22 protein-coding genes are annotated in these 21,553 nt (G+C 63.6%); 15 read left to right on the top strand and 7 right to left on the bottom strand.

Features of this window, described 5'->3' with window-relative positions; translation table 11 throughout:
• Positions 1–11 precede the first annotated feature (11 nt).
• Entirely contained in the window at positions 12–1,115 is a 1,104-nt protein-coding gene (locus ACWGS8_RS05510; RefSeq protein ID WP_454579952.1) for a hypothetical protein, read from the bottom strand.
• 95 nt (positions 1,116–1,210) lie between these two features.
• Between ACWGS8_RS05510 and ACWGS8_RS05505 the strand changes: the two genes are divergently transcribed.
• The 4 genes from ACWGS8_RS05505 to ACWGS8_RS05490 all read left to right on the top strand — a co-directional run bounded on the left by ACWGS8_RS05505 (position 1,211) and on the right by ACWGS8_RS05490 (position 4,036).
• The gene (locus tag ACWGS8_RS05505) at positions 1,211–1,648 is read left to right on the top strand and encodes a DsrE family protein (RefSeq protein WP_454579951.1); all 438 of its coding nucleotides are present in this window, start codon (positions 1,211–1,213) and stop codon (positions 1,646–1,648) included.
• A gap of 61 nt (positions 1,649–1,709) precedes the next feature.
• Entirely contained in the window at positions 1,710–2,492 is a 783-nt protein-coding gene (locus ACWGS8_RS05500) for an SDR family NAD(P)-dependent oxidoreductase (RefSeq protein ID WP_454579950.1), read from the top strand.
• Positions 2,493–2,556: 64 nt separating this feature from the next.
• Entirely contained in the window at positions 2,557–2,865 is a 309-nt protein-coding gene (locus ACWGS8_RS05495; protein ID WP_454579949.1) for a putative quinol monooxygenase, read from the top strand.
• Positions 2,866–2,932: 67 nt separating this feature from the next.
• On the top strand, positions 2,933–4,036 hold the full coding sequence (locus ACWGS8_RS05490) for an AbrB family transcriptional regulator (protein ID WP_454579948.1): 1,104 nt from the start codon (positions 2,933–2,935) through the stop codon (positions 4,034–4,036).
• Here ACWGS8_RS05490 and ACWGS8_RS05485 read toward each other — a convergent pair.
• Positions 4,026–4,967: a LysR family transcriptional regulator gene (locus tag ACWGS8_RS05485; protein WP_454579947.1), complete on the bottom strand. Its 942-nt coding sequence runs from the start codon at positions 4,965–4,967 to the stop codon at positions 4,026–4,028. The two genes, ACWGS8_RS05490 and ACWGS8_RS05485, sit on opposite strands and share 11 nt — an antisense overlap.
• A 147-nt stretch (positions 4,968–5,114) precedes the next feature.
• Between ACWGS8_RS05485 and ACWGS8_RS05480 the strand changes: the two genes are divergently transcribed.
• Entirely contained in the window at positions 5,115–6,647 is a 1,533-nt protein-coding gene (locus ACWGS8_RS05480) for an MFS transporter (protein ID WP_454579946.1), read from the top strand.
• Between the two features lie 16 nt (positions 6,648–6,663).
• On the opposite strand, the gene ACWGS8_RS05475 is transcribed toward ACWGS8_RS05480, so the two are convergent.
• Genes ACWGS8_RS05475 through ACWGS8_RS05465 form a run of 3 tightly spaced genes read right to left on the bottom strand, consistent with a single transcriptional unit; the run spans position 6,664 to position 8,925 of the window.
• On the bottom strand, positions 6,664–6,978 hold the full coding sequence (locus tag ACWGS8_RS05475) for a nuclear transport factor 2 family protein (RefSeq protein ID WP_454579945.1): 315 nt from the start codon (positions 6,976–6,978) through the stop codon (positions 6,664–6,666).
• The gene (locus ACWGS8_RS05470) at positions 6,978–7,754 is read right to left on the bottom strand and encodes an esterase family protein (protein ID WP_454580123.1); all 777 of its coding nucleotides are present in this window, start codon (positions 7,752–7,754) and stop codon (positions 6,978–6,980) included. Before ACWGS8_RS05470 ends, ACWGS8_RS05475 begins: the two co-directional genes overlap by 1 nt.
• 4 nt (positions 7,755–7,758) lie before the next feature.
• A complete protein-coding gene (locus tag ACWGS8_RS05465; RefSeq protein ID WP_454579944.1) occupies positions 7,759–8,925 on the bottom strand; it encodes an ATP-grasp domain-containing protein in 1,167 nt (388 codons plus the stop codon).
• Between the two features lie 424 nt (positions 8,926–9,349).
• Between ACWGS8_RS05465 and leuA the strand changes: the two genes are divergently transcribed.
• The 4 genes from leuA (at position 9,350) to ACWGS8_RS05445 (ending at position 14,958) form a co-directional block, all read left to right on the top strand.
• Entirely contained in the window at positions 9,350–11,095 is a 1,746-nt protein-coding gene (gene leuA / locus ACWGS8_RS05460; protein ID WP_454579943.1) for a 2-isopropylmalate synthase, read from the top strand.
• Positions 11,096–11,348: 253 nt separating this feature from the next.
• On the top strand, positions 11,349–13,124 hold the full coding sequence (locus ACWGS8_RS05455; protein ID WP_454579942.1) for a tetratricopeptide repeat protein: 1,776 nt from the start codon (positions 11,349–11,351) through the stop codon (positions 13,122–13,124).
• Positions 13,125–13,338: 214 nt separating this feature from the next.
• Entirely contained in the window at positions 13,339–14,142 is an 804-nt protein-coding gene (locus ACWGS8_RS05450) for an alpha/beta fold hydrolase (protein WP_454579941.1), read from the top strand.
• Positions 14,143–14,343: 201 nt separating this feature from the next.
• The gene (locus ACWGS8_RS05445; protein WP_454579940.1) at positions 14,344–14,958 is read left to right on the top strand and encodes a hypothetical protein; all 615 of its coding nucleotides are present in this window, start codon (positions 14,344–14,346) and stop codon (positions 14,956–14,958) included.
• Here the strand turns inward: ACWGS8_RS05445 and ACWGS8_RS05440 are convergent.
• Positions 14,942–15,871 carry a metallophosphoesterase family protein gene (locus ACWGS8_RS05440; RefSeq protein WP_454580122.1) on the bottom strand — a complete coding sequence of 310 codons (930 nt, stop codon included), beginning with the start codon at positions 15,869–15,871 and terminating at the stop codon, positions 14,942–14,944. The two genes, ACWGS8_RS05445 and ACWGS8_RS05440, sit on opposite strands and share 17 nt — an antisense overlap.
• 65 nt (positions 15,872–15,936) lie before the next feature.
• Here ACWGS8_RS05440 and ACWGS8_RS05435 point away from each other — a divergent pair, with 65 nt between their 5' ends.
• Positions 15,937–16,431, top strand: coding sequence for an NUDIX domain-containing protein (locus tag ACWGS8_RS05435; protein WP_454579939.1), 495 nt, complete (start codon positions 15,937–15,939; stop codon positions 16,429–16,431).
• Positions 16,432–16,458: 27 nt separating this feature from the next.
• Here ACWGS8_RS05435 and ACWGS8_RS05430 read toward each other — a convergent pair whose 3' ends face one another.
• On the bottom strand, positions 16,459–17,442 hold the full coding sequence (locus ACWGS8_RS05430; RefSeq protein ID WP_454579938.1) for a glutathione S-transferase family protein: 984 nt from the start codon (positions 17,440–17,442) through the stop codon (positions 16,459–16,461).
• A gap of 272 nt (positions 17,443–17,714) precedes the next feature.
• Between ACWGS8_RS05430 and ACWGS8_RS05425 the strand changes: the two genes are divergently transcribed.
• The 5 genes from ACWGS8_RS05425 (at position 17,715) to ACWGS8_RS05405 (ending at position 21,529) form a co-directional block, all read left to right on the top strand.
• Positions 17,715–18,239: a GNAT family N-acetyltransferase gene (locus ACWGS8_RS05425; RefSeq protein ID WP_454579937.1), complete on the top strand. Its 525-nt coding sequence runs from the start codon at positions 17,715–17,717 to the stop codon at positions 18,237–18,239.
• A gap of 231 nt (positions 18,240–18,470) precedes the next feature.
• Positions 18,471–19,232, top strand: a complete 762-nt coding sequence (locus tag ACWGS8_RS05420; protein ID WP_454579936.1) for a 3-hydroxyacyl-CoA dehydrogenase — start codon at positions 18,471–18,473, stop codon at positions 19,230–19,232.
• A 116-nt stretch (positions 19,233–19,348) separates the two neighbouring features.
• Complete coding sequence (locus ACWGS8_RS05415) at positions 19,349–20,128, top strand: HugZ family pyridoxamine 5'-phosphate oxidase (RefSeq protein ID WP_454579935.1); 780 nt, start codon at positions 19,349–19,351, stop codon at positions 20,126–20,128.
• 155 nt (positions 20,129–20,283) lie between these two features.
• Entirely contained in the window at positions 20,284–20,628 is a 345-nt protein-coding gene (locus ACWGS8_RS05410; protein WP_454580121.1) for an ArsR/SmtB family transcription factor, read from the top strand.
• Between the two features lie 103 nt (positions 20,629–20,731).
• Positions 20,732–21,529, top strand: coding sequence for a TrmH family RNA methyltransferase (locus ACWGS8_RS05405; RefSeq protein WP_454579934.1), 798 nt, complete (start codon positions 20,732–20,734; stop codon positions 21,527–21,529).
• Positions 21,530–21,553 lie beyond the last annotated feature (24 nt).

Below are 21,553 nucleotides of genomic sequence, written 5' to 3'. Positions count from 1 at the left end.
GCTAAAGTGACTTAAGGCGCGCAGGCCGATTGCGGCATCGGCTCCAGCCGATAGACCTTGTCGTCCGACTTCGTCTTGCCGGCCGCTGCCTTCGAGCAGAGATCGATGATCGCCAGGCTGCTGTTGGGATTGGCCAGCATCATCGTGCCGTTGGCGCCACGCTTGAGGAAGATTTCCTTCTGCGCGATGTCGCAGGCAAAATCGCTCATCTTCGAGCTTGCCGCGCAGCGCCATTGGTCAGCCTCGCCCTGGCAGGAATAGGTCTGCGTGACCTTTCCGGACTTCAGCCTGGTGGCCACCGAGACGGCGATGTCGGCGCCATCAGGCCAATTGCCGACATCACCGCCCGAAGCGAAAGACGCCAGTTCGACCGGCCCGCGGAAAACCCGAATCGACTGCGTCAGCTGATCGGGATGCGAGGCCAGATGCGCGGCATCGTAGTCGCGGCCGTAGCAGAAGGCCTGGTCGGGCTTCAGCCGCTCACGCAACGGTGGGCCGAGCGCCGGATCGATCGGATCGATGCGCTCGAACTCGGCCTTGCAGGTCGCGGCCGGCATTGGGTCGAGGCGGAAATTGTCGTCCTCCGAGCCCAGCGCTTGCCTGTCATATTCGGCCTTGCCGAGTTCCTCCTCCGATCCGGCATCGAGATAAAGGTCGGCCGAGACATCGGTGACGACCAGACGGCCTTTGTCATCGACCTTCAGTGAGGCCATGGTGCGGTCGCAATCCATGCCGCAATGGATCGGCCCTGATGTGCCGTCCTCGGATTCATGATTACACCAGCCACCGGCCCATTGCGGCGCCTTGGCGCCACGCACCGTCGTGGTGAGAAAGCCATTATAGGACGTGTCGGAATTTGCCGCGGGCTCTTCGTTCGGCCGGCTGACCGGGTCATGGCCATAATAGAAGAAGATCCGCGCCACTTTCTGCTTCGGATGCGCCTTGAGATGGGCCGCGTCATAGACCCGGCCGAAACAGGCGTCCGCCCCGTTCGGGCTGAGTTCCCTAAGCTTGAGCGCGTCGTCGGCGACGGCCGTGCCTGTCAGCAGACCGAGCAGCGCAACGCCAAGTCCGGCGCCCGCAACTGCCTTCCATCCCCCTGCCCTGAACGTCATGTGACCTCTCCTCGCATCGGCAGGACGTAGCGTCAATTTATGCTAGTATTGCGGCCACAGCCACGCAAATCGCGGTAAGATCTGAGGAGGATGCCATGCGCCGACGCGACATGTTCCGCGCGGTTCTTGCCGGAACCGGAACGTTTCTCGGCCTGCGGGCGATGCAGGCCGCGGCCACGGAAACCCCTCGGCTGAAGGTTACCTATCATCTCAGCGATGTGGACAAGGTCAACTTCGTGCTCGGCAATATCAAGAACCACTATGAGGGCACCGGCGGCAATGTCGACATCGTGCTGGTCGTGCATGGGCCGGCCCTGGCGAGCTTCAAGTCGAAGGGCATATCGGCCGCCATCTCGGGCCGCTTCGCCGGCCTGGTGCAGCAGGGTCTCGACCCGCAAGCCTGCGGCAACACCATGCAGGGCATGGATATCTCGCTCGCCGACCTGCTCGACGGCTTCCATTCCGCCGACAAGGGCGGTGTCGTCAAGCTCGCGGAACTGCAAAGCCAGGGCTATGCCTATCTGCGCCCCTGAGGCTTGAACACCGGGGTGGCAAAGGCCTACGAAGGGCGGCGGACATCCCGGAGGAACAACAGTGCCAGCCACCAATACACTCAGCATCCCCGATCTCGCCGGCAAGGCGGTGCTGGTCACCGGTGCCTCGACAGGCATCGGCGCGGCCCTCGCGCTGGCCTATGCCGCGCAGAAATCCAAAGTGGCGCTGCACTACAATTCGAGCCAGGAGGCCGCCGAGAAACTCGCCAAGACCATTCGTGATAGCGGCGGCGAGGTGTTCCTCGTCCAGGGCGATTTTTCCGTTCCAGCCGATGTCGAGCGTGTCGTCGAGGACAGCGCCCAGCATTTCGGCCGCCTCGACGGGCTGGTCAACAATGCCGGCGGCATGCTCGGCCGCATACCCTACGCCGAACAGACCGAAGCGCATTACGATGCCGTGATGGACCTCAATGCGCGTTCTGTGCTGACCGCCTCGCGCAAGGCGATGCCGTGGCTGAAGAAGCAGGGCGGCTTCATCGTTAACACCTCGTCCATCGCCGCGCGCAACGGGGCCGGCGGCGGCGCCGGCCTCTACGGCTCGGCCAAGGCCTTTGTCTCCAATGTCACACGCGGCATGGCAAAGGAACTGATCGGCTTCGGCATCCGCGTCAACGCCGTGGCGCCCGGCACCATTCTCACCCCTTTCCATGAGCGCTATTCGACCGAGGACCAGATCAAGGGCATGGTCGCCACCATTCCGCAGGGACGGGCCGGCACGGCGGAAGACTGCGTCGGCGCCTATCTGTTCCTCTCGTCGGACCTTTTGAGCGGCTACATCACCGGCCAGGTGATCGAGGTGAATGGCGGCCAGTTGATGCCGTGAGCGGCTATCTGCATACTGGCGGTCCGCATACTCTTGTCGGAGACTTTGAAGGGGAGACGACTGAATGTACGGACTGATCGGCAAGATGCGGGCGGCGCGCGGCCAGCGCGACGCGGTCATGGACCTGCTGCGCGCCAGCACCGGCGCCCTGCCCGGCTGCCTGAGTTATATCATCGCCACCGACCCGGCCGATGCCGATGCGATCTGGGTGACCGAAGTGTGGACGGATCAGGCAAGCCACAAGGCCTCGCTACAACTTCCTGAAGTCCAGGCGGCCATCGCCAAGGCGCGCTCCTTCATCGCCGGCTTCGAGTTCCAGGTGGAGACCCATCCGGTCGGCGGCTTCGGGTTGCCTGACGGCAAGACGGGCTGAGGCCTTCGGGCAGCTTTTTCAGCACGGCGGGGTTCGCATCGCCGTGCTTCGCGTCTAAGACCGAAACATGGATTCCTCGGCGCAGCAGCCAACTCCCGATCAGCCCGCCACCGAGCGCATGGCGCGGATACCCAAGCCTTGGCAATGGCTGGTTCTGCTCACCATCTCGGCCCTGTTTGCCGGCGCGCTCGAATTCGCCGCTCTGCCGGCGGCGCTGCTGATCGGGCCGATGCTGGCGGCGATCGTCGCCGGCACCAATGGCGCCACGGTGCGGGTGCCGCGCCTGCTGTTCGGCTCCGCCCAAGCCATTGTCGGCTGCCTCGTCGCCGCGTCGATCTCGGCCGACATCTTTCCCGTCTTCTACCAGGAGTGGCCGCTGTTCCTTGGCGTGGTGATCGCCACGGTCGCGGCCTCCAGCCTGCTTGGTTGGCTGATCAGCCGCTGGCGCATTCTGCCCGGCACCACCGCCGTCTGGGGCTCCTCGCCGGGGGCCGCCACCGCCATGGTGCTGATGGCCGGCGCTTTTGGCGCGGACCAGCGCCTCGTCGCCTTCATGCAATATCTGCGCGTCATCTTCGTTTCGATGACGGCGGCGATTGTCGCCAAGATGTGGGTCGACACATCGGGCATCGAAATCCCGCCCATCATCTGGTTTCCGCCGATCGATGCCCAAGCCTTCGCCGCCACCATCGGAATCGCAGTCCTAGGTGGCCTGGCGGGAAAGCTTTTCAGGCTACCCTCGCCCTTCTTCCTCGGCACCTTCATCTTCGGTACCGTCATCCACCTCGGCCTCGGCTTCACGATGCAGCTGCCGCCCTGGCTGCTGGCAATCAGCTACGCCATGGTCGGCTGGTCGATCGGGTTGAACTTCACCAGGCCGATCCTGCGCCATGCGACGCGCGCACTGCCGCAGATCATCGCCTCGATCGTGGCGCTGATCGCCTTTTGCGGCGGGCTCGCCTTCCTGATCAGCCATCTCCTCGGCATCGATCCTCTGACCGCCTATCTGGCAACCAGCCCCGGTGGCATGGACAGCGTCGCCATCATCGCCGCCGCGGCGCGGAACGTCGACATCTCCTTCGTCATGGCGCTGCAATCGGCCCGCTTCCTGATCGTGCTGATCGTCGGCCCGAGCGTCGCGCGGCTGGTGGCCAGAAGCATCAGGGACTGACGGGCTTCAGCGCTTTCGGTGCCCCACTCTTCACCGCCGCCGTATTCGACGCCGCCGCAAGCCGCTCGGGAAGGAAATCGACGAAGACGCGCACCTTAGGCGACAGATGGCGATTGGATGGCCACAGCATCCGGAACTGGCCACGGCCGTCGATATGATCGTCCAGCACGGAGCGCAGCCTTCCGTCCAGCAGCGCCTCGCGGACCAGGAAATCGGGCATGCAGGCGATGCCGAGCCCGGCGATCGTGGCGCCCTTCAAGGCTTCCATATTGTTGCAGGTCAGCTTCGAGCGGGCCTGCGGTTCGGCGCTTCCGGTGATGAATGGCCACTCCAGCAGCCTGCCGCTGTTGAGAAAGCGGAAGTTTATGCCGAAATGCCTGGTGAGATCCGCAGGCTCGCCGGGTGTACCGTGGCGCTCGAGATAGCAGGGCGCCGCGCATAAAAGCATGCGAAAGGGCCCAACGGGTCTCGACACCAATCGTGAATCGGGCAGCTCGCCGCTGCGGATCGCGACGTCGATGCCTTCCTCGATGACGTCGACCACGCGGTCGTTGAAATCGATGTCGAGCTCGATCTCGGGATAGCGGGCCATGAACTCCGACAGCACCGGCAAAAGCAGATGGTAGGTGACGATCGGGGTCGAGACGCGCAGCCGCCCATGCGGCGTTTCCCGTGTCCGCGACAGCATCGCCTCGGCATCGTCGATGTCGTCGAGGATGCGCCGCACCCGCTCGTTGAACAGCCTGCCCTCTTCCGTCAGGCCGACGCGCCGCGTGCTGCGCTGCAGGAGCCGCACCCCGAGATCCTGTTCGAGCCTTGCGACGCTCTTGCCGACAGCGGAGGCCGAAATGCCGAGCGCCCTGCCGGCAGCGATGAAACTGCCGAGTTCGGCGGTACGGACGAAGGCCACCAGGCCATTGAGACGATCCATCATAGTCTTCCATTCGAGCGTTTCAGTCCGGTATATAAGGAGATATAGTACCATTTTTCCTGAAAGGCCGCCGACCTATCTTGTCGTTGCGACCGGCGCCGCGACCCCCGCGCATGCCGGCGGATGCTGCTTCAGATAGGAAAATCCATGACCCCGAAGACTCTGACCGGCTCGGCCGAGCGATGGCTCGTCCTCTTGTCGGTATGCCTTGCCGCGATGACCATGCCCTTGACCTTCACCGGCCCGGCCGTCGCCCTTTCTCGCATCGCGGCCGATCTCGGCGGCAGCCCGATCGCGCTCAACTGGGTGACGAACGCCTTCATGCTGACCTTCGGCGCCAGCCTGATGGCGGCAGGTGCGCTGGCCGACAACCAGGGCCGCAAGCGCATCTTCCTCGCCGGCCTCTGCCTCTATGTCCTGGCGTCGCTCGGCGCTATGCTGTCGCCCGGCATCGTCTGGTTCGACATGTTCAGGGCCGCGCAAGGCATCGGCAGTGCCTTGGCCTTCGCCGGCGGCGCCTCGGCACTCGCCCAGGAATTCGAAGGGCCGCTGCGGCTGCGCGCCTTCTCCTTCCTCGGCACCAGTTTCGGCATCGGCCTAGCCTTCGGCCCGATCGCCTCGGGCCTGCTCATCTCCGCGTTCGGCTGGCGGTCGATCTTTGTTCTGGTGGCAGTGCTGGCGATCGCCTCGGCGGTGCTGGGCCTGCGCACCATCAGGGAATCGCGCGACCCGGATGCGACCGGCCTCGATTGGGCGGGAGCCGGCACTTTCACGATCGCACTGGCTTTGCTGACCTATGGTGTCCTGCAGGCGCCGCAGAGCGGTTGGGCCGATCCCATCGTCATCGCCCTGCTTGCGGCCGCCGCCCTGTTCTTCGCCGCGTTCGTTGTCGTCGAGCGGCGCGTGCGCCGGCCGATGCTCGACCTCACGCTGTTTCGCTTTCCCCGCTTCGTCGGCGTCCAGTTCCTGGCGGCGGCGCCGGCCTATGGCTTCGTCGTCCTGCTGGTGCTGTTGCCGATCCGCTTCATCGGCATTGAAGGGATGAGCGAGATCGAGGCCGGGCAATTGATGATCTGCCTTTCGGGGCCGTTGCTGATCCTGCCCTTGCTTGCCGGCCAGCTCCCGCGCTGGATCGCGCCGGCCACGATCTGCGGCGCTGGCCTGCTCATCGCCGCCGCCGGCCTCGTCTGGTTGAGCCTGACGCCGCCGGTTGCCATCGCGCTTGTGGCGCCGCTGGTATTGATCGGTATCGGCATCGCTTTGCCCTGGGGGTTGATGGACGGGCTCGCCGTCAGCGTGGTGCCGCGCGAGCGTGCCGGCATGGCGGTCGGCATCTTCAACACCACCCGTGTTGCTTGCGAGGGCGTGGCGGTGGCCATCGTCATGGCGACCCTGTCGGGCTTCACCGCGGCACAACTCGCCACTCAAGGAGCCTCCTCCAGGGATGCGGCGGCCGCGGCGCAACTGCTGGTCACGGGCAATGTCGGTGAAACGGCGCAACATCTGCCGACGGCCAGCGCCGTGGCTCTGGTCCAGGCCTATGAGACGGCGTTCGACAGGCTACTGATCGTGCTGGCGGCAATCACCATCGTCACCGCCCTTGTCGTCTTCCTCGGCCTGCGTCGCGGATCGGCGGCGGAGCACGAGTCTGTTTCTGTGCCGGTTTGCCAGGAAGGTTAGCCTGCCCAGGCTTCTGTCAGGTGATGACAAGGCTCGCTATGCGGTCGCCATCCAGCGTGAAAGTCATGTCGCCCTCGCCGTTGAAGCCCTCGCCCTTGACGGCGATGCGAACGCGATAGGCGCCTTCCGCCGGCGTGATGCCGACGATGCTCAGATACGACTTCACGCCGATATTGTCCGACTGGTTCCAGCGGGCGATCTGCTCGCGCCCCTGGAACGATCGTCCCCAGTCGCTCAAGAACGCATCGTCGGCAAAGGTACCAAGAAAGGCTTCCGTGTCGCCTTCATTGGTGGCCTCGACGAAGCGGCGGATGGGCTCGGGGGTCGTCATCAATCGAGCCTGTGCATCAAATCATCATCCAGCCAGCGGCCGAAGAAATACACCAGTTGCTTGTGCCACCACGGCCAGTCATGGCTGACGTCGCCGCCCCAATAGTCGACCCAGGCGGGAATGGATTTGTCGCGCAGGATCTGTTCCAGCTGGCGCGTCTCGACCAGCATGCGCTCTTCCCAGGCGCCCTGCCCGCAGCAGAAGATCAGCCGCAGCGTCTTGAGCCGGGCCAAAAGCTTCGGATCGACAATGCCGGGCAGATAATCGAGCGGCGAGTTGTAGAAGATGTCGCCCTCCAGCGCCTTGCCGAAGAAGTCGCGTGCCGAATAGACCCCCGACAGCGAGATGACGCCGCTGGCCAGTTCGGGAAAGCGGAAGACGAAATTCGACGAATGGTAGCCGCCCATCGAACAGCCTGAGAACAGCGGCTTCAGCCTGCGCCCGCCATTGGCGGCCGATGCGGTGGACAGGATTTCCGGCAGCGCCTCCTCGCGCACATAGCGGAAATAGGCCTCGTGGCGGCCGATGCGATGCGCGGAGTCCGCATGCTTGTCGAAGAAGGATTCCGAATCGATGCCGTCGACCGTGAACAGCTGAATGCGGCCGGTGTCGATGAACTCGGCCAATGCGCCCACCCCGCCGGAATCCTCGAACTGGTAGAACCGCCCCTGGGAGGTCGGGAACACCACCACCGGCCTGCCGGCATGACCGTAGCGCTTGTATTCCATGTCGCGGCCGAGCTTGCCGGAGAAATGCTTGTGATAGGAGATGTCCATCGCCTCAGGCCTTTTCCGCATGGATATAGGCGACCGCCTCGCGCAGCTCCGCCTGATCCTTCGAGCGCATCTGATAGGCGTAATTTCCCATGGCGCGGCTGAAAACCTCTTCGATGGCCTGATGGTGGACGATCTTGTCGCGGTGCGCCGCTAGCACGTCCTCATGGCTGTGCAAATAGTGGAGGTGCCGCTTGCGGCTGGCGTAGGCGGTGAAATACTTGCCCTCATAGGGTCCGCCGGCGGCATCCTTGACCACCATGTCGGCCCATGCCGCATAGACATCGATGTCGAACGTGTAATTGATGGCGTCGGTCATCCAGGCGCCGGGCGGCCGCATGTTGACCTCCAGCGCGATGATCCGGTCGTCCCTGGTTTCGAACAGTTCGATGTGGAAGAAGCGCTCGCGCACGTCGAACGCCTTCAGGATCTTGCGGCCGGCCTCCTCGACCGCTGGCCTGATATGGGGAAAGCAGGTGTAGCTCATATGGCGGTCCTTGTTGACCACCTCCATGACGCTCTGGTCGTAGCGGTGGCTGGCCGCCAGCACCACCTCGCCGTCGCGGTTGACCAGCCCGTCATAGGTCACCACCAGCCCCTCGATGAACTGCTCCATGACGAAGGTCACGTCCTCGGGCTTGTCCCGGAAGAACTGGTCGAGCTCCCCTGTGTTGGAGATCTTGAAGGTGTTCGAGGCGCCGGAGCCGCTGTCGGGCTTCACCACGACGGGGTAGCCGACGCGGCGGATGAAGGTCATGGCGCCAGTGCGGTCGGAGCATTTGCGCTGCGCGATCGTCTCGACACCGCTCTTGCGGAAGAAGGCGCGCATGCGGCTCTTGCGCTTCAAATTCCTTACGAAATCGAGCTTGGTGCCGTAGATGTTGAAGTCGGTGCGGATGTTGGCTTCCAGCTCCAGCCAGTGCTCGTTGAGCGATTCGAACCGGTCGATGCGGCCCCATTTGTGGATGAAATGGCCCATCGCCCGGAACACTGGATCGTAGTCCTCCATGTCGGCGACGCGGTAATATTCCGAAAGCGCCGCCTTCAGTCTTCCGTCCAGCGCATCATAGGGCGCATCGCCAATGCCGAGCACGGTGGCGCCGGCCTTCTTCAGCCGGTCACAGAAATCGGCGCCGTTGGCGGGAAAATGCGGCGAGAAGAACACGAAATTCATGGATACCCCCTCATGGCGGCGCACCGCAGCCCCGCCGACGCTCAAGTCTGGCGCATTTGCGGCCCCTGGGGAAGAGCACCCGCATTTGGGATAATGTTCAACGGAATCAGCCCCCGCTTGCCTCTGCAGGGGCGCTCCTGTATGAGAACCGGCATGAACACGCGCGCCACTATCGCTTCCCGTCAGACCGGCTTTGCCGGCGAGACCGTGCGCGCGCTTGCCTCGACCCTGCTTCTTCTCGGCCTTATCGGCGATCGCCGGGTTCGCTGAAGGAGCGCCCGGCGGTCGAACCGCCGCGCAAGCGCATGCTCCTTGGCCAGTCTCAAAATTGGCAGTCACATCAAGCGAACGAAAATCTGGTAAAGGCGCCACTCGCCAGCCATCCGTCCAGGACGGATCCGAGGGCAGCCGGGAGAACAAGACGATGAACGCACGAGAACAAATCCGCCCTGATGCCGCGGTCGCCGGCAAGGATGTGGAGCCAGCCCGCGGCATGCGTGAGGCGGCCCGCAAATACCAACCCTATCCGACCGTCGGCCTCACCGACCGCACCTGGCCCAACAAGGTCATCGACAAGGCGCCGATCTGGTGTTCGGTCGACCTGCGCGACGGCAACCAGGCGCTGATCGACCCGATGGGCCATGAGCGCAAGGCGCGCATGTTCGGCCTGCTGCTCGACATGGGCTTCAAGGAGATCGAGATCGGCTTCCCCTCGGCCTCGCAGACCGATTTCGACTTCGCCCGCTGGTGCATCGAGGAAGGCAACGTTCCCGCCGACGTCTCGTTGCAGGTGCTGGTGCAATGCCGGCCCGAACTGATCACCCGCACCTTCGAGGCGCTGAAGGGCGCCACCAACCCGATCGTGCATTTCTACAATTCGACCAGCGAATTGCAGCGCCGCGTCGTCTTCGAAAAGGATGTCGGCGGCATCAAGCGCATCGCCACCGACGCGGCCAAGATGATCACCGACATGGCGGCCAAGGCCGGCGGCGGCTATCGCTTCGAATACTCGCCGGAAAGCTTTACCGGCACCGAACTCGAAGTCGCGCTGGAGATCTGCAACGCCGTCACCGAGATCGTCAGGCCGACGCCGGATAACAAGCTGATCATCAACCTGCCGTCGACGGTCGAGATGTCGACGCCCAACATCTATGCCGACCGCATCGAATGGATGTGCCGCAATCTCGACAACCGAGACAACCTGATCATCTCGCTGCATCCGCACAATGACCGCGGCACCGGCATCGCCACCACTGAGCTCGGCCTGATGGCAGGCGCCGACCGCGTCGAAGGCACGCTGTTCGGCAATGGCGAGCGCACCGGCAATGTCGACATCGTCACGCTGGCGCTCAACATGTACACGCAAGGCGTCGATCCGGGCATCGATTGCTCCGACATCAACCGCATGAAGGACGTCTACGAATACTCGAACCAGTTGAAGATCCCCGAGCGTCACCCCTATGTCGGCGAACTCGTCTACACCGCCTTTTCCGGCTCGCACCAGGACGCCATCAACAAGGGCATGAAGGCGCTGAAAAAGGCCAACACCAGCCTGTGGGAAGTGCCCTATCTGCCGATCGACCCGGCCGATGTCGGCCGCAGCTACGAGGCGATCATCCGCATCAACTCGCAGTCCGGCAAGGGCGGCATCGCCTATGTGCTGCAGGCCGACTACGGCCTCAATCTGCCGCGCAATCTGCAGATCGAATTCAGCCAGGCGATCCAGGCGATCACCGACGCCGAAGGCAAGGAAGTGCCGGCCAAGCGCATCCATGAGCGCTTCCTCGAAACCTATGTCGACCAGCCGGGCGCTCGCCTGAAATTCCTCGACCACCACACCTATCCGGACACCGTGGTCAAAGGCCGGCGCGTGATCGAGGCAGTGATCCTCGACAAGGGCAAGGAAGTGACCATATCAGGCACTGGCACAGGCCCGATCGACGGCTTCGTCGATGCGCTGTCACGCCATGTCGGCATCGAGATGTCGGTGCTCGATTATTCCGAGCACTCGATGCAGCGCGGCTCCAATGCATCCGCCATTTCCTATGTCGAAATGGAATATCCCGGCGGCAAGCTGTTCGGCGCCGGCATCAACACCAACATCGTCGCAGCCTCGCTGGAAGCGGTGACTTCGGCCGCCAACCGCATCGTCGGCCGCAAGGCGCGATAGCATTTTCCGATTGGCGCGAGAGATCTGAACAACTCTCGCGCCATTCATTTTTTAAGCCCGAACAGGGCTTTAGCCATGAATGGCTGGCACTGGCGGTGCCGCGCTCACCCTGTAGCCGACTTCGGCCGCGCCATTAACCACCGGAAAATTATCCCGTGTGGTACGCGATCGCATAATGTGTGTATGCTTGTGCGGCGTTGCTGGCCCTATATGATCGTGCCTCAACCTGTGCCGACTTCGAGAGGATCGACACTTGCCGCATGCCACGCCTGCCGCCCCCGCAGTGCGCGAAACACTGGAACGACTGCTTGCCAGCGAAACCTTCGGACGATCCGAGCGTGCGCGCAAGCTGATCCGTTATCTTGTCGAACGCGAGCAGGCCGGCGAAGCCGACAGGCTCAAGGGCTTTTCCATCGCCATGGACGTCTTCGGCAAGGACGGCGATTTCGATCCGTCGACCGATGCCGTGGTGCGGGTGCAGGCAGGCAGGCTGCGCGAGCTGCTGCAGCAGTATTTCGCCAATGAGGGCATCGCCGAGCCCTTCCGCATCGCCATTCCACGCGGCGGCTACGTGCCGGCCTATGAGCTCAACGCGATCCGTCTGCCGGAAGCGGCCAAACCCGCCGAGCAGGCGTCGGCGGCAGCAGCTCCAGCCGAGCACCCCAATGCTGCCGAGGATGCCGCTGCGCCCGCCGCATTGCTGGCGCCGGCGGCGGCACCCGCCCCCTCGGTGGCGCGCCATCTCAAATTCTTCTGGATGGCTATCGCCGTGGTCATTGCCATGCTCGGCGTCCTGATCCTGCGCCAGGGCAGCGGCACGTTGCTGGCCGGTGGCGATCTGCCGGCCACATTCGAGAGCGCCGGCCTGACCAGCAGCATCGCGCCGTCCCCGGTCAGCGAGGCCCTGCCGCTTGTCTACATCGCCGTCAAGGCCAGCGGCGCCGACGCCAGCCGCATCGCCGCGTCGTTGCGCGCCGGCCTGAGCGGCTTCGATACGATCGACTTCATCGGCCGCGACACAGTCGGCAAGACCGATCCGGTCAACGACCCCACCAGCTTCATATTCGACATTCTGCCTGGGCCGAACACAGGCGATATTACGATCGAACTGCAAAGCGTGGCATCCGGCCGGGTGCTTCTTTCACGCAATCTCACGTCGGCCGACAGCACCCCTACAGCTATCGAGGACCGCGTTGCCGACATGCTGAGCTCGGCACTTCCCGCCTCGGGTACGATCTACAACTATATCGAGCAGACGGGCACGCCAAACGGCCTGACCGAATGCCTGCTGCTCAACGACAAATATTATCTCGACCAGAATGCCAGAACCCACGAGGCCGCTTATCGCTGCCTCGAGTCGTTAGCCAATTCCGGGGCGAAATCCTCGCTCGTCTATTCGGAACTTGCGTCTCTACAGGTTGAGGCGGTCTCCGATCACTACGTCTATCCGCCCAATGCGACGATCGAAAAGGCCGTCGAGCTTGCCCACCGCGGCGTGCAGATGGGACCGACCAGTCCTTATGCGCATCGCGCCTATGGCTACGTCAGTTCGCGCCTCGGCAATACGGACGAGGCGATCCGCTGGATGCGCAAGGCCTATGAACTCAATCCCTATGATCTCGGCATGGCCGCCGCTTACGGCTACGGGCTGATCTTCGCCGGCCGATACGCGGAGGGAACGCCGATTCTTACCCATGCCGCAGAAACCTTCAGCGGCCACTCGACATGGTGGGACTACGGGCTGTTCGTCGGTGATTTCATGCTGGGCGACATGAACAAGGCCATCGCGGCCAGCATGGCATTGAGAACGACGGCAACGAAATCGCATTATCTGGCGGCGCGTCTGATCGGCGCCAAGGCTGCCGGACAGGACAGTCTGGTCACCACGCTGCTGAACGAGCTGAACGCCAAGTTCCCCAAATTTGCCGCCGATCCGCGCTCGACCTTCGTCGAGCGGAAATATCCGGCCGATCTGACCGATCGGCTGGTCGGCGCCTTGCGCGCCGCCGGGCTCGGCAGCGCGAGTTGATGATCGGCAGGCTGGACTATCTGGACATGGAATTGTGCCGTGCTCGCGCGAGCACGGCAGAACGCCAATCAGGCTGATTTCCCGGCTTTCGCCGGCAAATCCGTTGAATGGTATGCTCGCGCCCGCGCCTAATCGCGAAAATTTTACTGGTCATCCAGCTGGACAAAGAGCATCCAGCTAGATCCGAGCTTCCCGTAATTTAGCACCCGCTTTCATGATCTCATCGCTCCATGCTGCCGAACAGGGTGCCGGCTCGAAGGCCATCGTCTTGCTGCACGGTTTCGGCGGTTGCTCCGACGTCTGGCGCGACGTGATCGCCCCGCTCTCCCTTTCCGCGCGCACCCTTGCCTATGACCTGCCGGGGCATGGCCTGTCGCTCGACTTTCCCGATGCTGGGCCTGCGAAGGTCGCGGCAAGGGCCGTTCTTGCCGACCTTGCGGCCCGCAGGGTCAAACGCATCCATCTCGTTGGCCATTCGATGGGCGGCGCGGTGGCGACCTTGATGGCTCTGGCCGAGCCGGAGAAGGTGGCCTCGCTGACGCTTCTGGCGCCTGGCGGTTTCGGCCCGGAGATCAACGGGCCGCTGTTGCGTCGCTATGCCGGCGCACGGAGCCCATCCGAGATCCTCGCCTGCCTCGCTGCCATGTCGGGTCCACGGGCGCTGCCTTTTGATCATATCGCTGATACGCTCTGCGAAATGCGCAAGCGGCCCGGACAATCGGAAAAACTCGTCGAGATCGCCGCCGCCATGACCAGGGACGACCGGCAAGGCGTCATCCCGCGCGAGCAGTTGGACAGGCTGACCATGCCGGTGATGGTGGTGTGGGGCAGTGATGACGCGGTGCTGCCCTTCACCCATACGGATGACCTGCCGGCGCGCTTTCATGTGCATCATGTGCTGGAGGCCGGCCATATGCTGATCGAGGAAGCGCCCGATCTGATCGCCAGCATCATCCGCCGCAATATGAACCGTCGCGCCAGGCCCCTCCGCCCCAAACTCGCCGCCGCGCCCAGTTGAGTTGCTTAATGCATGTCGCCCAAAAGTGACCTCGGTCTTGGGAGAATGACATGCATGAAACAAAGACCTGAGCGCGTCATGTAACGCGACTCGCTTCTGCGCAATATCCCCGGAGCGCCTTGGTGCCCTTGATCTCGCCAGTGCATTTTGCCGGCGTCTGTGTTAACCCCGTGTTAACCAAACCCGCGAGGCAAGACGCCCATGAAGGACGCAGGCGAAAAGATCGATCCGTCAAGAAAACTGTCCGATGCCATCCGTGACGTAAAGAATGCCTTCGCCGACCGCGACGATGTCGTCGTCGACATGCGCGAGGCGCATCGCATGCGCCTCGATCTCCTGGCCGCCGAACTCGCACCCGTCTTTGCCGACGTGCCCGCCGACATGGACAATTTCGACTTCGTCGTTTCGGCAGGGCTGCAGCCGCGCCTGTGGATCGATGCCGTCAGCCATGTCGCCATGGGGCGCGACCGCCGCACCTACCGCTTCCTCAAGGACACCCGCATCGGCCGCGTGGTGCTTGCCGAATCGACCGAGGTGAAGCCGGTTGCCGATTCCGTGACGCGCTATGTCGCCGAGCGCATTGTCGAGCGCCAGAGGATGATGGAGGGCGGGGTCGAGCCGGCTGTAGCCGGCATGAGGCGCGCCGAGGTGGCGGAGGCCGAGCCGCCGCTGCGGTCGCCGCAACGCAGCATCGGCTGGTCTGCCTTCCTGTCAGGCCTTGGCCTGGTCGCCGCCGGCGCGCTGGTCGGCCTGGCGGTGTCGGTCGCCCTGTTCTGGGACCGCCTCGTGGCGATGGTGTTCAGCCTGCGGCCATAGAGGCGCTGGCCTCCACACCCAGTTCCATGGTCTGCAGATCGGCGGGCGGTATCGCCGGCCCGGTCAGGCCACGCCGCGTCAGGCGGATGCGCCAATTGCCCTTTTCGCCATCGATGTCGAACAGATTGTACTGTGCCGCCGGGTGCTTGCTGCCCGGCGCCTGGCCGGCGGCGGCGACACCGACCACCGGAACCTTGGTGCCGCGCAGCCCGATCTGGAACAGCGACGGCAGATGCGAATGACCGTGCAGGACGAGTTCCGCACCGTTCTTGCGAATGACCTTGTGGAAGCGGGCGATACCGAACAGCCGCTTGTGCTGCGAGACGGCGCCGCGCACCGGCGGATGATGGATCATGATCGCGCGAAACAGGCCTTGCCCGCCGGTGTCGCGCAGGATCTTGCCGAGCCGCTCGGCCTGCCCTTCCATGAAGAAGCCATTGGCCATGAAAGGTGCCGTGGCGCGCGCCGTCGAGACGCCGATCAGCGCGACGTTGCCGCGCACGCGCAGATAGGGGAACGCGTTGCGGTCGACCGGCGTGTTGACGCCGTCGCCGCTCATCCAGGCCGCCCATGAGCGGCAGACCTTGTCGAAGGCGCCCGGCACATAGGCGTCGTGGTTGCCCGGAACCACGGAAACGTCGTGCGGCGATCCCAGCGTCTCCAGCCAGTGCTTGGCCATCTCGATCTCGCCGTCGAGCGCCAGATTGACGAGATCGCCGGTGACGGCGAGGTGGTCGGGGTTCTGCGCCTTGATGTCGGTGGTGATGGCGTCGATGACGGCGTCATGCATGTGGCGCCGGCGATTGCGCTGCCAGTTGACATAGCCGAGCACGCGCTTGGAGGCGAGATCGCGATAGGATACATCGGGGAGCGGCCCCAGATGGACATCGGAAATATGCGCGAGCCTGAACATCCATCCCTCATAGGCGACCAGCGCCCCGCTTTCCACTCAAGGTTTCCTTACCGGTTTCGCACCTGATGGCAAACCCGCAAGACACCTTCCGCCAGACCGGCTGGCCGGGTTTGCGGGCGCGGCTGTTCCATCTCTATTTCGTGCTGCGGCGACCAATGACGCTCGGCGTGCGCGGCCTCGTTCATGATACCGCGACGAATTCCATCTTCCTTATCCGCCACACCTACGTGCCCGGCTGGCAGCTCCCCGGCGGCGGCGTCGAGGTCGGAGAAACGCTGGCTGAGGCGCTGGTGCGCGAACTCGCCGAGGAAGGCAACATCGCGCTGACCGCCCCCGCGGCGCTGAAGTCGATGCATTTCAACCGCCGTTCCAGCCGGCGCGACCATGTCGGCTTCTACCTGATCGAGCAGTTCACCCAGACCACACCGAAGCTCCCCGACCATGAGATCGCCGAGGCCGGTTTCTTCCCGCTGGATCGCTTGCCCAGGGACACGACGCCGGCGACGCTGCGGCGCATTGCCGAGGTTTTTGGGGAGGAGCCCGCGTCGCCCTATTGGTAAGCTCGCCCGCGGCGGGGGTTGCAGATCTCAGATCGCGAACCTTGCCCGGTCATGCGGCGCGCCATAGTCCAGTTTCGGCCCGACGGGCACGATCCGTGTCGGATTGATCGTCTCGTGGCTGCCGTAGTAATGCGCCTTGATATGATGCAGGTTCACGGTCGCGGCGACGCCAGGCACCTGATAGAGGTCACGCAAATAGTTCGACAGGTTCGGATAGTCGGCGATGCGCCGCAGATTGCATTTGAAATGGCCGACATAGACCGGATCGAAGCGCACCAGCGTGGTGAACAGCCGCCAGTCGGCCTCGGTGATGCGATCGCCGACGAGATAGCGCTGTTTTGACAGCCGCTCCTCCAGCCTATCCAGAGCCGCGAACAATTCGCCGAACGCCTCCTCATAGGCACGCTGCGTGGTGGCGAAGCCGGCGCGGTAGACGCCGTTGTTGACTGCGGGATAGACCAGCGCGTTGACGCGATCGATCTCATCGCGCAGGTCCTCGGGATAGAAATCGAGGCTTGCATCGCCCCATGCGTCAAACGCCGAATTGAGCATGCGGATGATCTCGGAAGACTCGTTGGAGACGATGGTCTGCTCCTTCTTGTCCCAAAGCACCGGCACAGTCACCCGGCCGGAATAGGCGGGATCGGCCTTCGAATAGATCTGGTGCAGGAAATCGAGACCGTAAAGCCTGTCGCCCGTAGCGCCGTCCTCGGCCAGGAATGTCCAGCCGTTGGCGCCCATGAAATGATGCACGACCGAGACGGAGATGATGCCTTCGAGCCTCTTCAGCGCACGAAAGATCAGCGTCCGGTGCGCCCAGGGACAAGCGAGCGAGACATAGAGATGGTAGCGCCCCGGCTCGGCCTTGAAGCCGCGCGTCCGGCCTTCGGCCGGCGCCCCGTCGACGGTGATCCAGTCACGCCATTGCGACTGCGTCCTGACGAACCTGCCGCCATTGTCCGCCGTATCATACCAGCGATCCTGCCACCTGCCCTCGACCAGCAATCCCATGCGAATCTCCTTGCGTCCTGTCCATTACCTAGGCGCAGGGTTGCCCTGTCGAAGACGTCAGGTACTGAACAGTCCGTCACTTGACTGAGACGGCGAACACATCAGGCCAATTGCGGCGGCCGAAAATTGATGCTAGCGGACACTCCGCATGTTCGACTTTGCTTCGATCCGGTTTGACCGACGACGAAAGGGCGCCCGCGCTTGATGAAGCGCTGACTGGCGAATACTGCCGTTTGCAGCAACCTTTCCTCCTCTACCGGAACGCAAAGACCATGAGCCTTGCCGACGTGAAATACCTGCCGGAAACTCCGGCGCACGACCCTGAAATCGAAGCCATCAATGACGAGGCCTTTGGGCCCGGCCGTTTCGTGCTGGCCGCCTACAAGATCCGCGAAGCCGGCGGCCACGAGCGCGCGCTGTCCTTTGTCGCGGTCGAAGGCGATCTCGTCGTCGCCTCGGTGCGCATGACCCGCATCGCCGCCGGTGCCGGCCGCGCGCTGATGCTCGGGCCGCTCGCGGTGCGGCCGGCCTACAAGAACCTGGGGATCGGCCGCCGGCTGGTGGCAATCGCACTGGAGGCGGCTGCAAAGGCCGGCGCGCCCGCCGTCATACTGGTCGGCGACGAGCCCTATTACGGGCCGCTCGGCTTCAAGCGCATCCCGCGCGGCCAGATCTCGATGCCGCGCCCTGTCGATCTCGACCGGCTTTTGTCGCACGAGATCACACCGGGCGCGGTGGCCAGGCTCACCGGCGAGGTCGGCCATGCCACCCAGGCCAGGGTCGCCGAGCACGTTTAATGCATGTCGCCCAAAAGTGCACAGCGGTTTTGGGAGAACGACGTGCATAAAACAAAAACTTAGGCGCCTCGTATGAATCCGTTTCAACGCGACGCGCTTAAGGCAAAAGCTTGACCTTGGCCGTCGATCCGGGCCTGATCCGTCCCTGTTTTCTTGGAGCAATTCCAGGAAGATGTGAAACGGTTCGGGGCTTTCGTGAAATAATGAATTGCTCCGGGAGAGGATGACGCCATGAATCCGAACGGCCAGATCGCGATCGTCACCGGTGGCGGCTCCGGGCTTGGCGAGGCAACGGCGCGGGCGCTTGCCGCCAAGGGTGCCCGCGTCGCCATCTTCGATGTCGGCATCGAGCGCGCGGCCAAGGTCGCGGCCGAAATCGGCGGCATTGCGGTCCAATGCGACGTCAGCAGCGCCGACAGCGGTGCTGCGGCCCTCGCCGAAACAGCGAGCAAGCTCGGCGAGCCACGCATCCTGGTCAATTGCGCCGGCATCGCCATTGGCGTGAAGACCATCGGCAAGGACGGGCCGCATCCCCTCGATCAATACCGCAAGGTGATCGAGGTCAATCTGATCGGCACCTTCAACATGATCCGCCTGGTCGCCGACCGCGCCGCCAGGCTCGAGCCGCTGCAGGGCGGTGAGCGTGGCGTCATCGTCAACACCGCTTCCGTCGCCGCCTATGACGGCCAGATCGGCCAGGCCGCCTATTCCGCTTCGAAGGGCGGCGTGGTCGGCATGACCCTGCCGGTGGCGCGCGACCTTGCCCGTTCCGGCATCCGCGTCTGCACCATCGCACCCGGCATCTTCAAGACACCGATGATGGCTGGCATGCCACAGGAGGTGCAGGATTCGCTCGGCGCCGCGGTGCCCTTCCCGTCCCGTCTCGGCGAACCATCCGAATATGCGGCACTTGCCTTGCACATCATCGAAAACCAGATGCTGAACGGCGAAACCATCCGCCTCGACGGTGCCATCCGCATGGCGCCGAAGTAGTATAAGGCACCCGGAAGTGCGATGCGGTCCTGGGCGAGTTGCATGGAATGCTTGCCAAGACCGGCATCGTCGCCTGATAAGTGGAATAGAACGATCAACTTAGCAGGACGAGACCGTTGGACGATCGAAAGAAGGACGTGATCCGCCAGACCGACGCCGACGCGATCCGGTTGGCGAAGACACTTCTGCGCAGCGCCCGCTTCGGCGCGCTGGCGGTGCTGGAGCCGCAGACCGGGGCGCCGCTGGCGAGCCGGGTCGGTGTCGCCACCGATATCGACGGCGCGCCGCTTATCCTGGTTTCGATGCTCTCGGCGCACACGCCCGCCATGCTTGCCGATCCACGCTGTTCCCTGCTGCTCGGCGAGCCCGGCAAGGGCGACCCGCTCGCGCATCCGCGCCTGACGCTGATCTGCCAGGCATCGCGGCTCGAGCGTGGCACCGACGCGCATGCCCGCGCCGAGCGCCGCTATCTCAACCGCAATCCCAAGGCCAGCCTCTATGCCGGGCTCGGCGACTTCTCGATCTTTCGCCTCGGGCCGCAGCGCGCAAGCCTCAATGGCGGTTTCGGCAAGGCCTATATGCTCGATCGCTCCGATCTCATCACCGTCGGACCCATCGTCGAAGAACTCGCGGCGAGCGAACAATCCGCCGTCGCGCATATGAACGCGGACCATCTGGACGCGATCGCCATTTACGCGCATCATTGCGCCGGGGCATCTGCCGACGGCTGGGGCATCGCCGGTTTGGACGCCGATGGCATGGATCTGGTGTCGGGAGACAATGTTTGCCGGATATTCTTTCCACAACCCTTGGTAGCAGCGAAGGAATTGAGGCCCGTTCTGGTCGAAATGGCCAGGAGCGGCCGGGTGGCCAGGCCGGCAAATAATGAAACTTAATTGCATTTGATCAAAAGCAACACTTGAGATTTGAAAGAAATGTTCTACCCTTCACAGATGGCACTGACTCGTCGGTGGCCTTTCGCAAGTGAATTTATGGATTCAGGCACCATTGCCCCCATGGCGCCTCGATGAGCAAACAGCATGGGGCATTCATGGTCTCGACAAAGCTAATCGCCAACGCCGAATCCGCTGCCGAATTTTTGATGCTCATGGGCAACGAAAAGCGGCTGTTGATTATGAGCTATCTGATCGACGGTGAAATGTCGGTCGGCGCCATCGCCGACAAGGTGATGCTCAGCCAATCCGCGCTCTCGCAGCATCTGGCCAAGCTGCGGGCGCTTGACCTCGTGGAAACCCGCCGCGACCGTCAGATGATCTACTACTCCTGCAAATCCGACGCGGTGCGCGAGTTGCTTATCGTGCTGGATGGTATTTTCGGCACCGGCAACGAGGACCTGTCCCAGATGGCACAGAGATTGCGCCGCGCCGGGACTTGACCGGACGCTCCTGGGCCCGCTTACCTCGCTGACGATTTCCGGAGCGTGGCTTGTGCGTCTCTTCCGACGCACGGACCACGCTCTCGATATTTGAGCGCAGGACATGGACCCAATCCGCATCGACGACCCACGGGATTCACGCGTCGCCGCCTATCTCGATATCCGCGAACGCGATCTTGCCGGCCGGCAAGGCCGCTTCGTCGCCGAAGGCAAGGTGGTCCTCGATCTGCTTCTGTCGTCCGGCCGCTTCGGCGCCGAATCCGTTCTTGTCCTGGAAAACCGGCTCGGCGGCCTGGAGGACATCCTGCACAAGGCGCCGGCGGACCTGCCGGTCTACGTCGCTACCAGCGCGGTGATGGATGCGATCGCCGGCTTCCACATGCATCGCGGCATCCTGGCCATCGGCCGCAAGGAGACGCCGCAAGCGCCCGAGCCATTGCTGGATGCCTTGCCCGACCGGGCCCTGGTGGTGGTGCTCGTCGGCATCGCCAACCACGACAATATGGGCTCGATCTTCCGCAATGCCGCCGCCTTCGGCGCCGATGCGGTGCTGATGGATACGACATGCTGCGATCCGCTGTACCGCAAGGCGATCCGCGTTTCGGTCGGCGCCGCGCTCAAGATCCCGTTCGCATCCTTCACCGACACGTCAGGCTTTACGGCGATGCTCGCCGAACGGGGCTTTGAACAATTTGCCCTATCGCCGCGCGGACGAACCGACATACGCGATGCAAAGCCGGCCAGGCGTCTGGCGCTCTATCTCGGTACCGAGGGCGAAGGCCTGCCCGAAAGCCTGCTTGCGCGCCTGCAAACCGTGCGGATCACCATGTCGAAGGGCTTCGACAGCCTGAACGTCGCGGCCGCGTCGGCCATTGCCCTGCATCACTTCTCGCATCGTTGAGCAAGGGCGACGGCCGCACCGCCG

The organism is Mesorhizobium sp. 43Arga, from assembly GCF_053714255.1.
The sequence above is the reverse complement of the archived record's forward strand: the minus strand, read 5'-3'. Positions and strand labels throughout refer to the sequence as shown.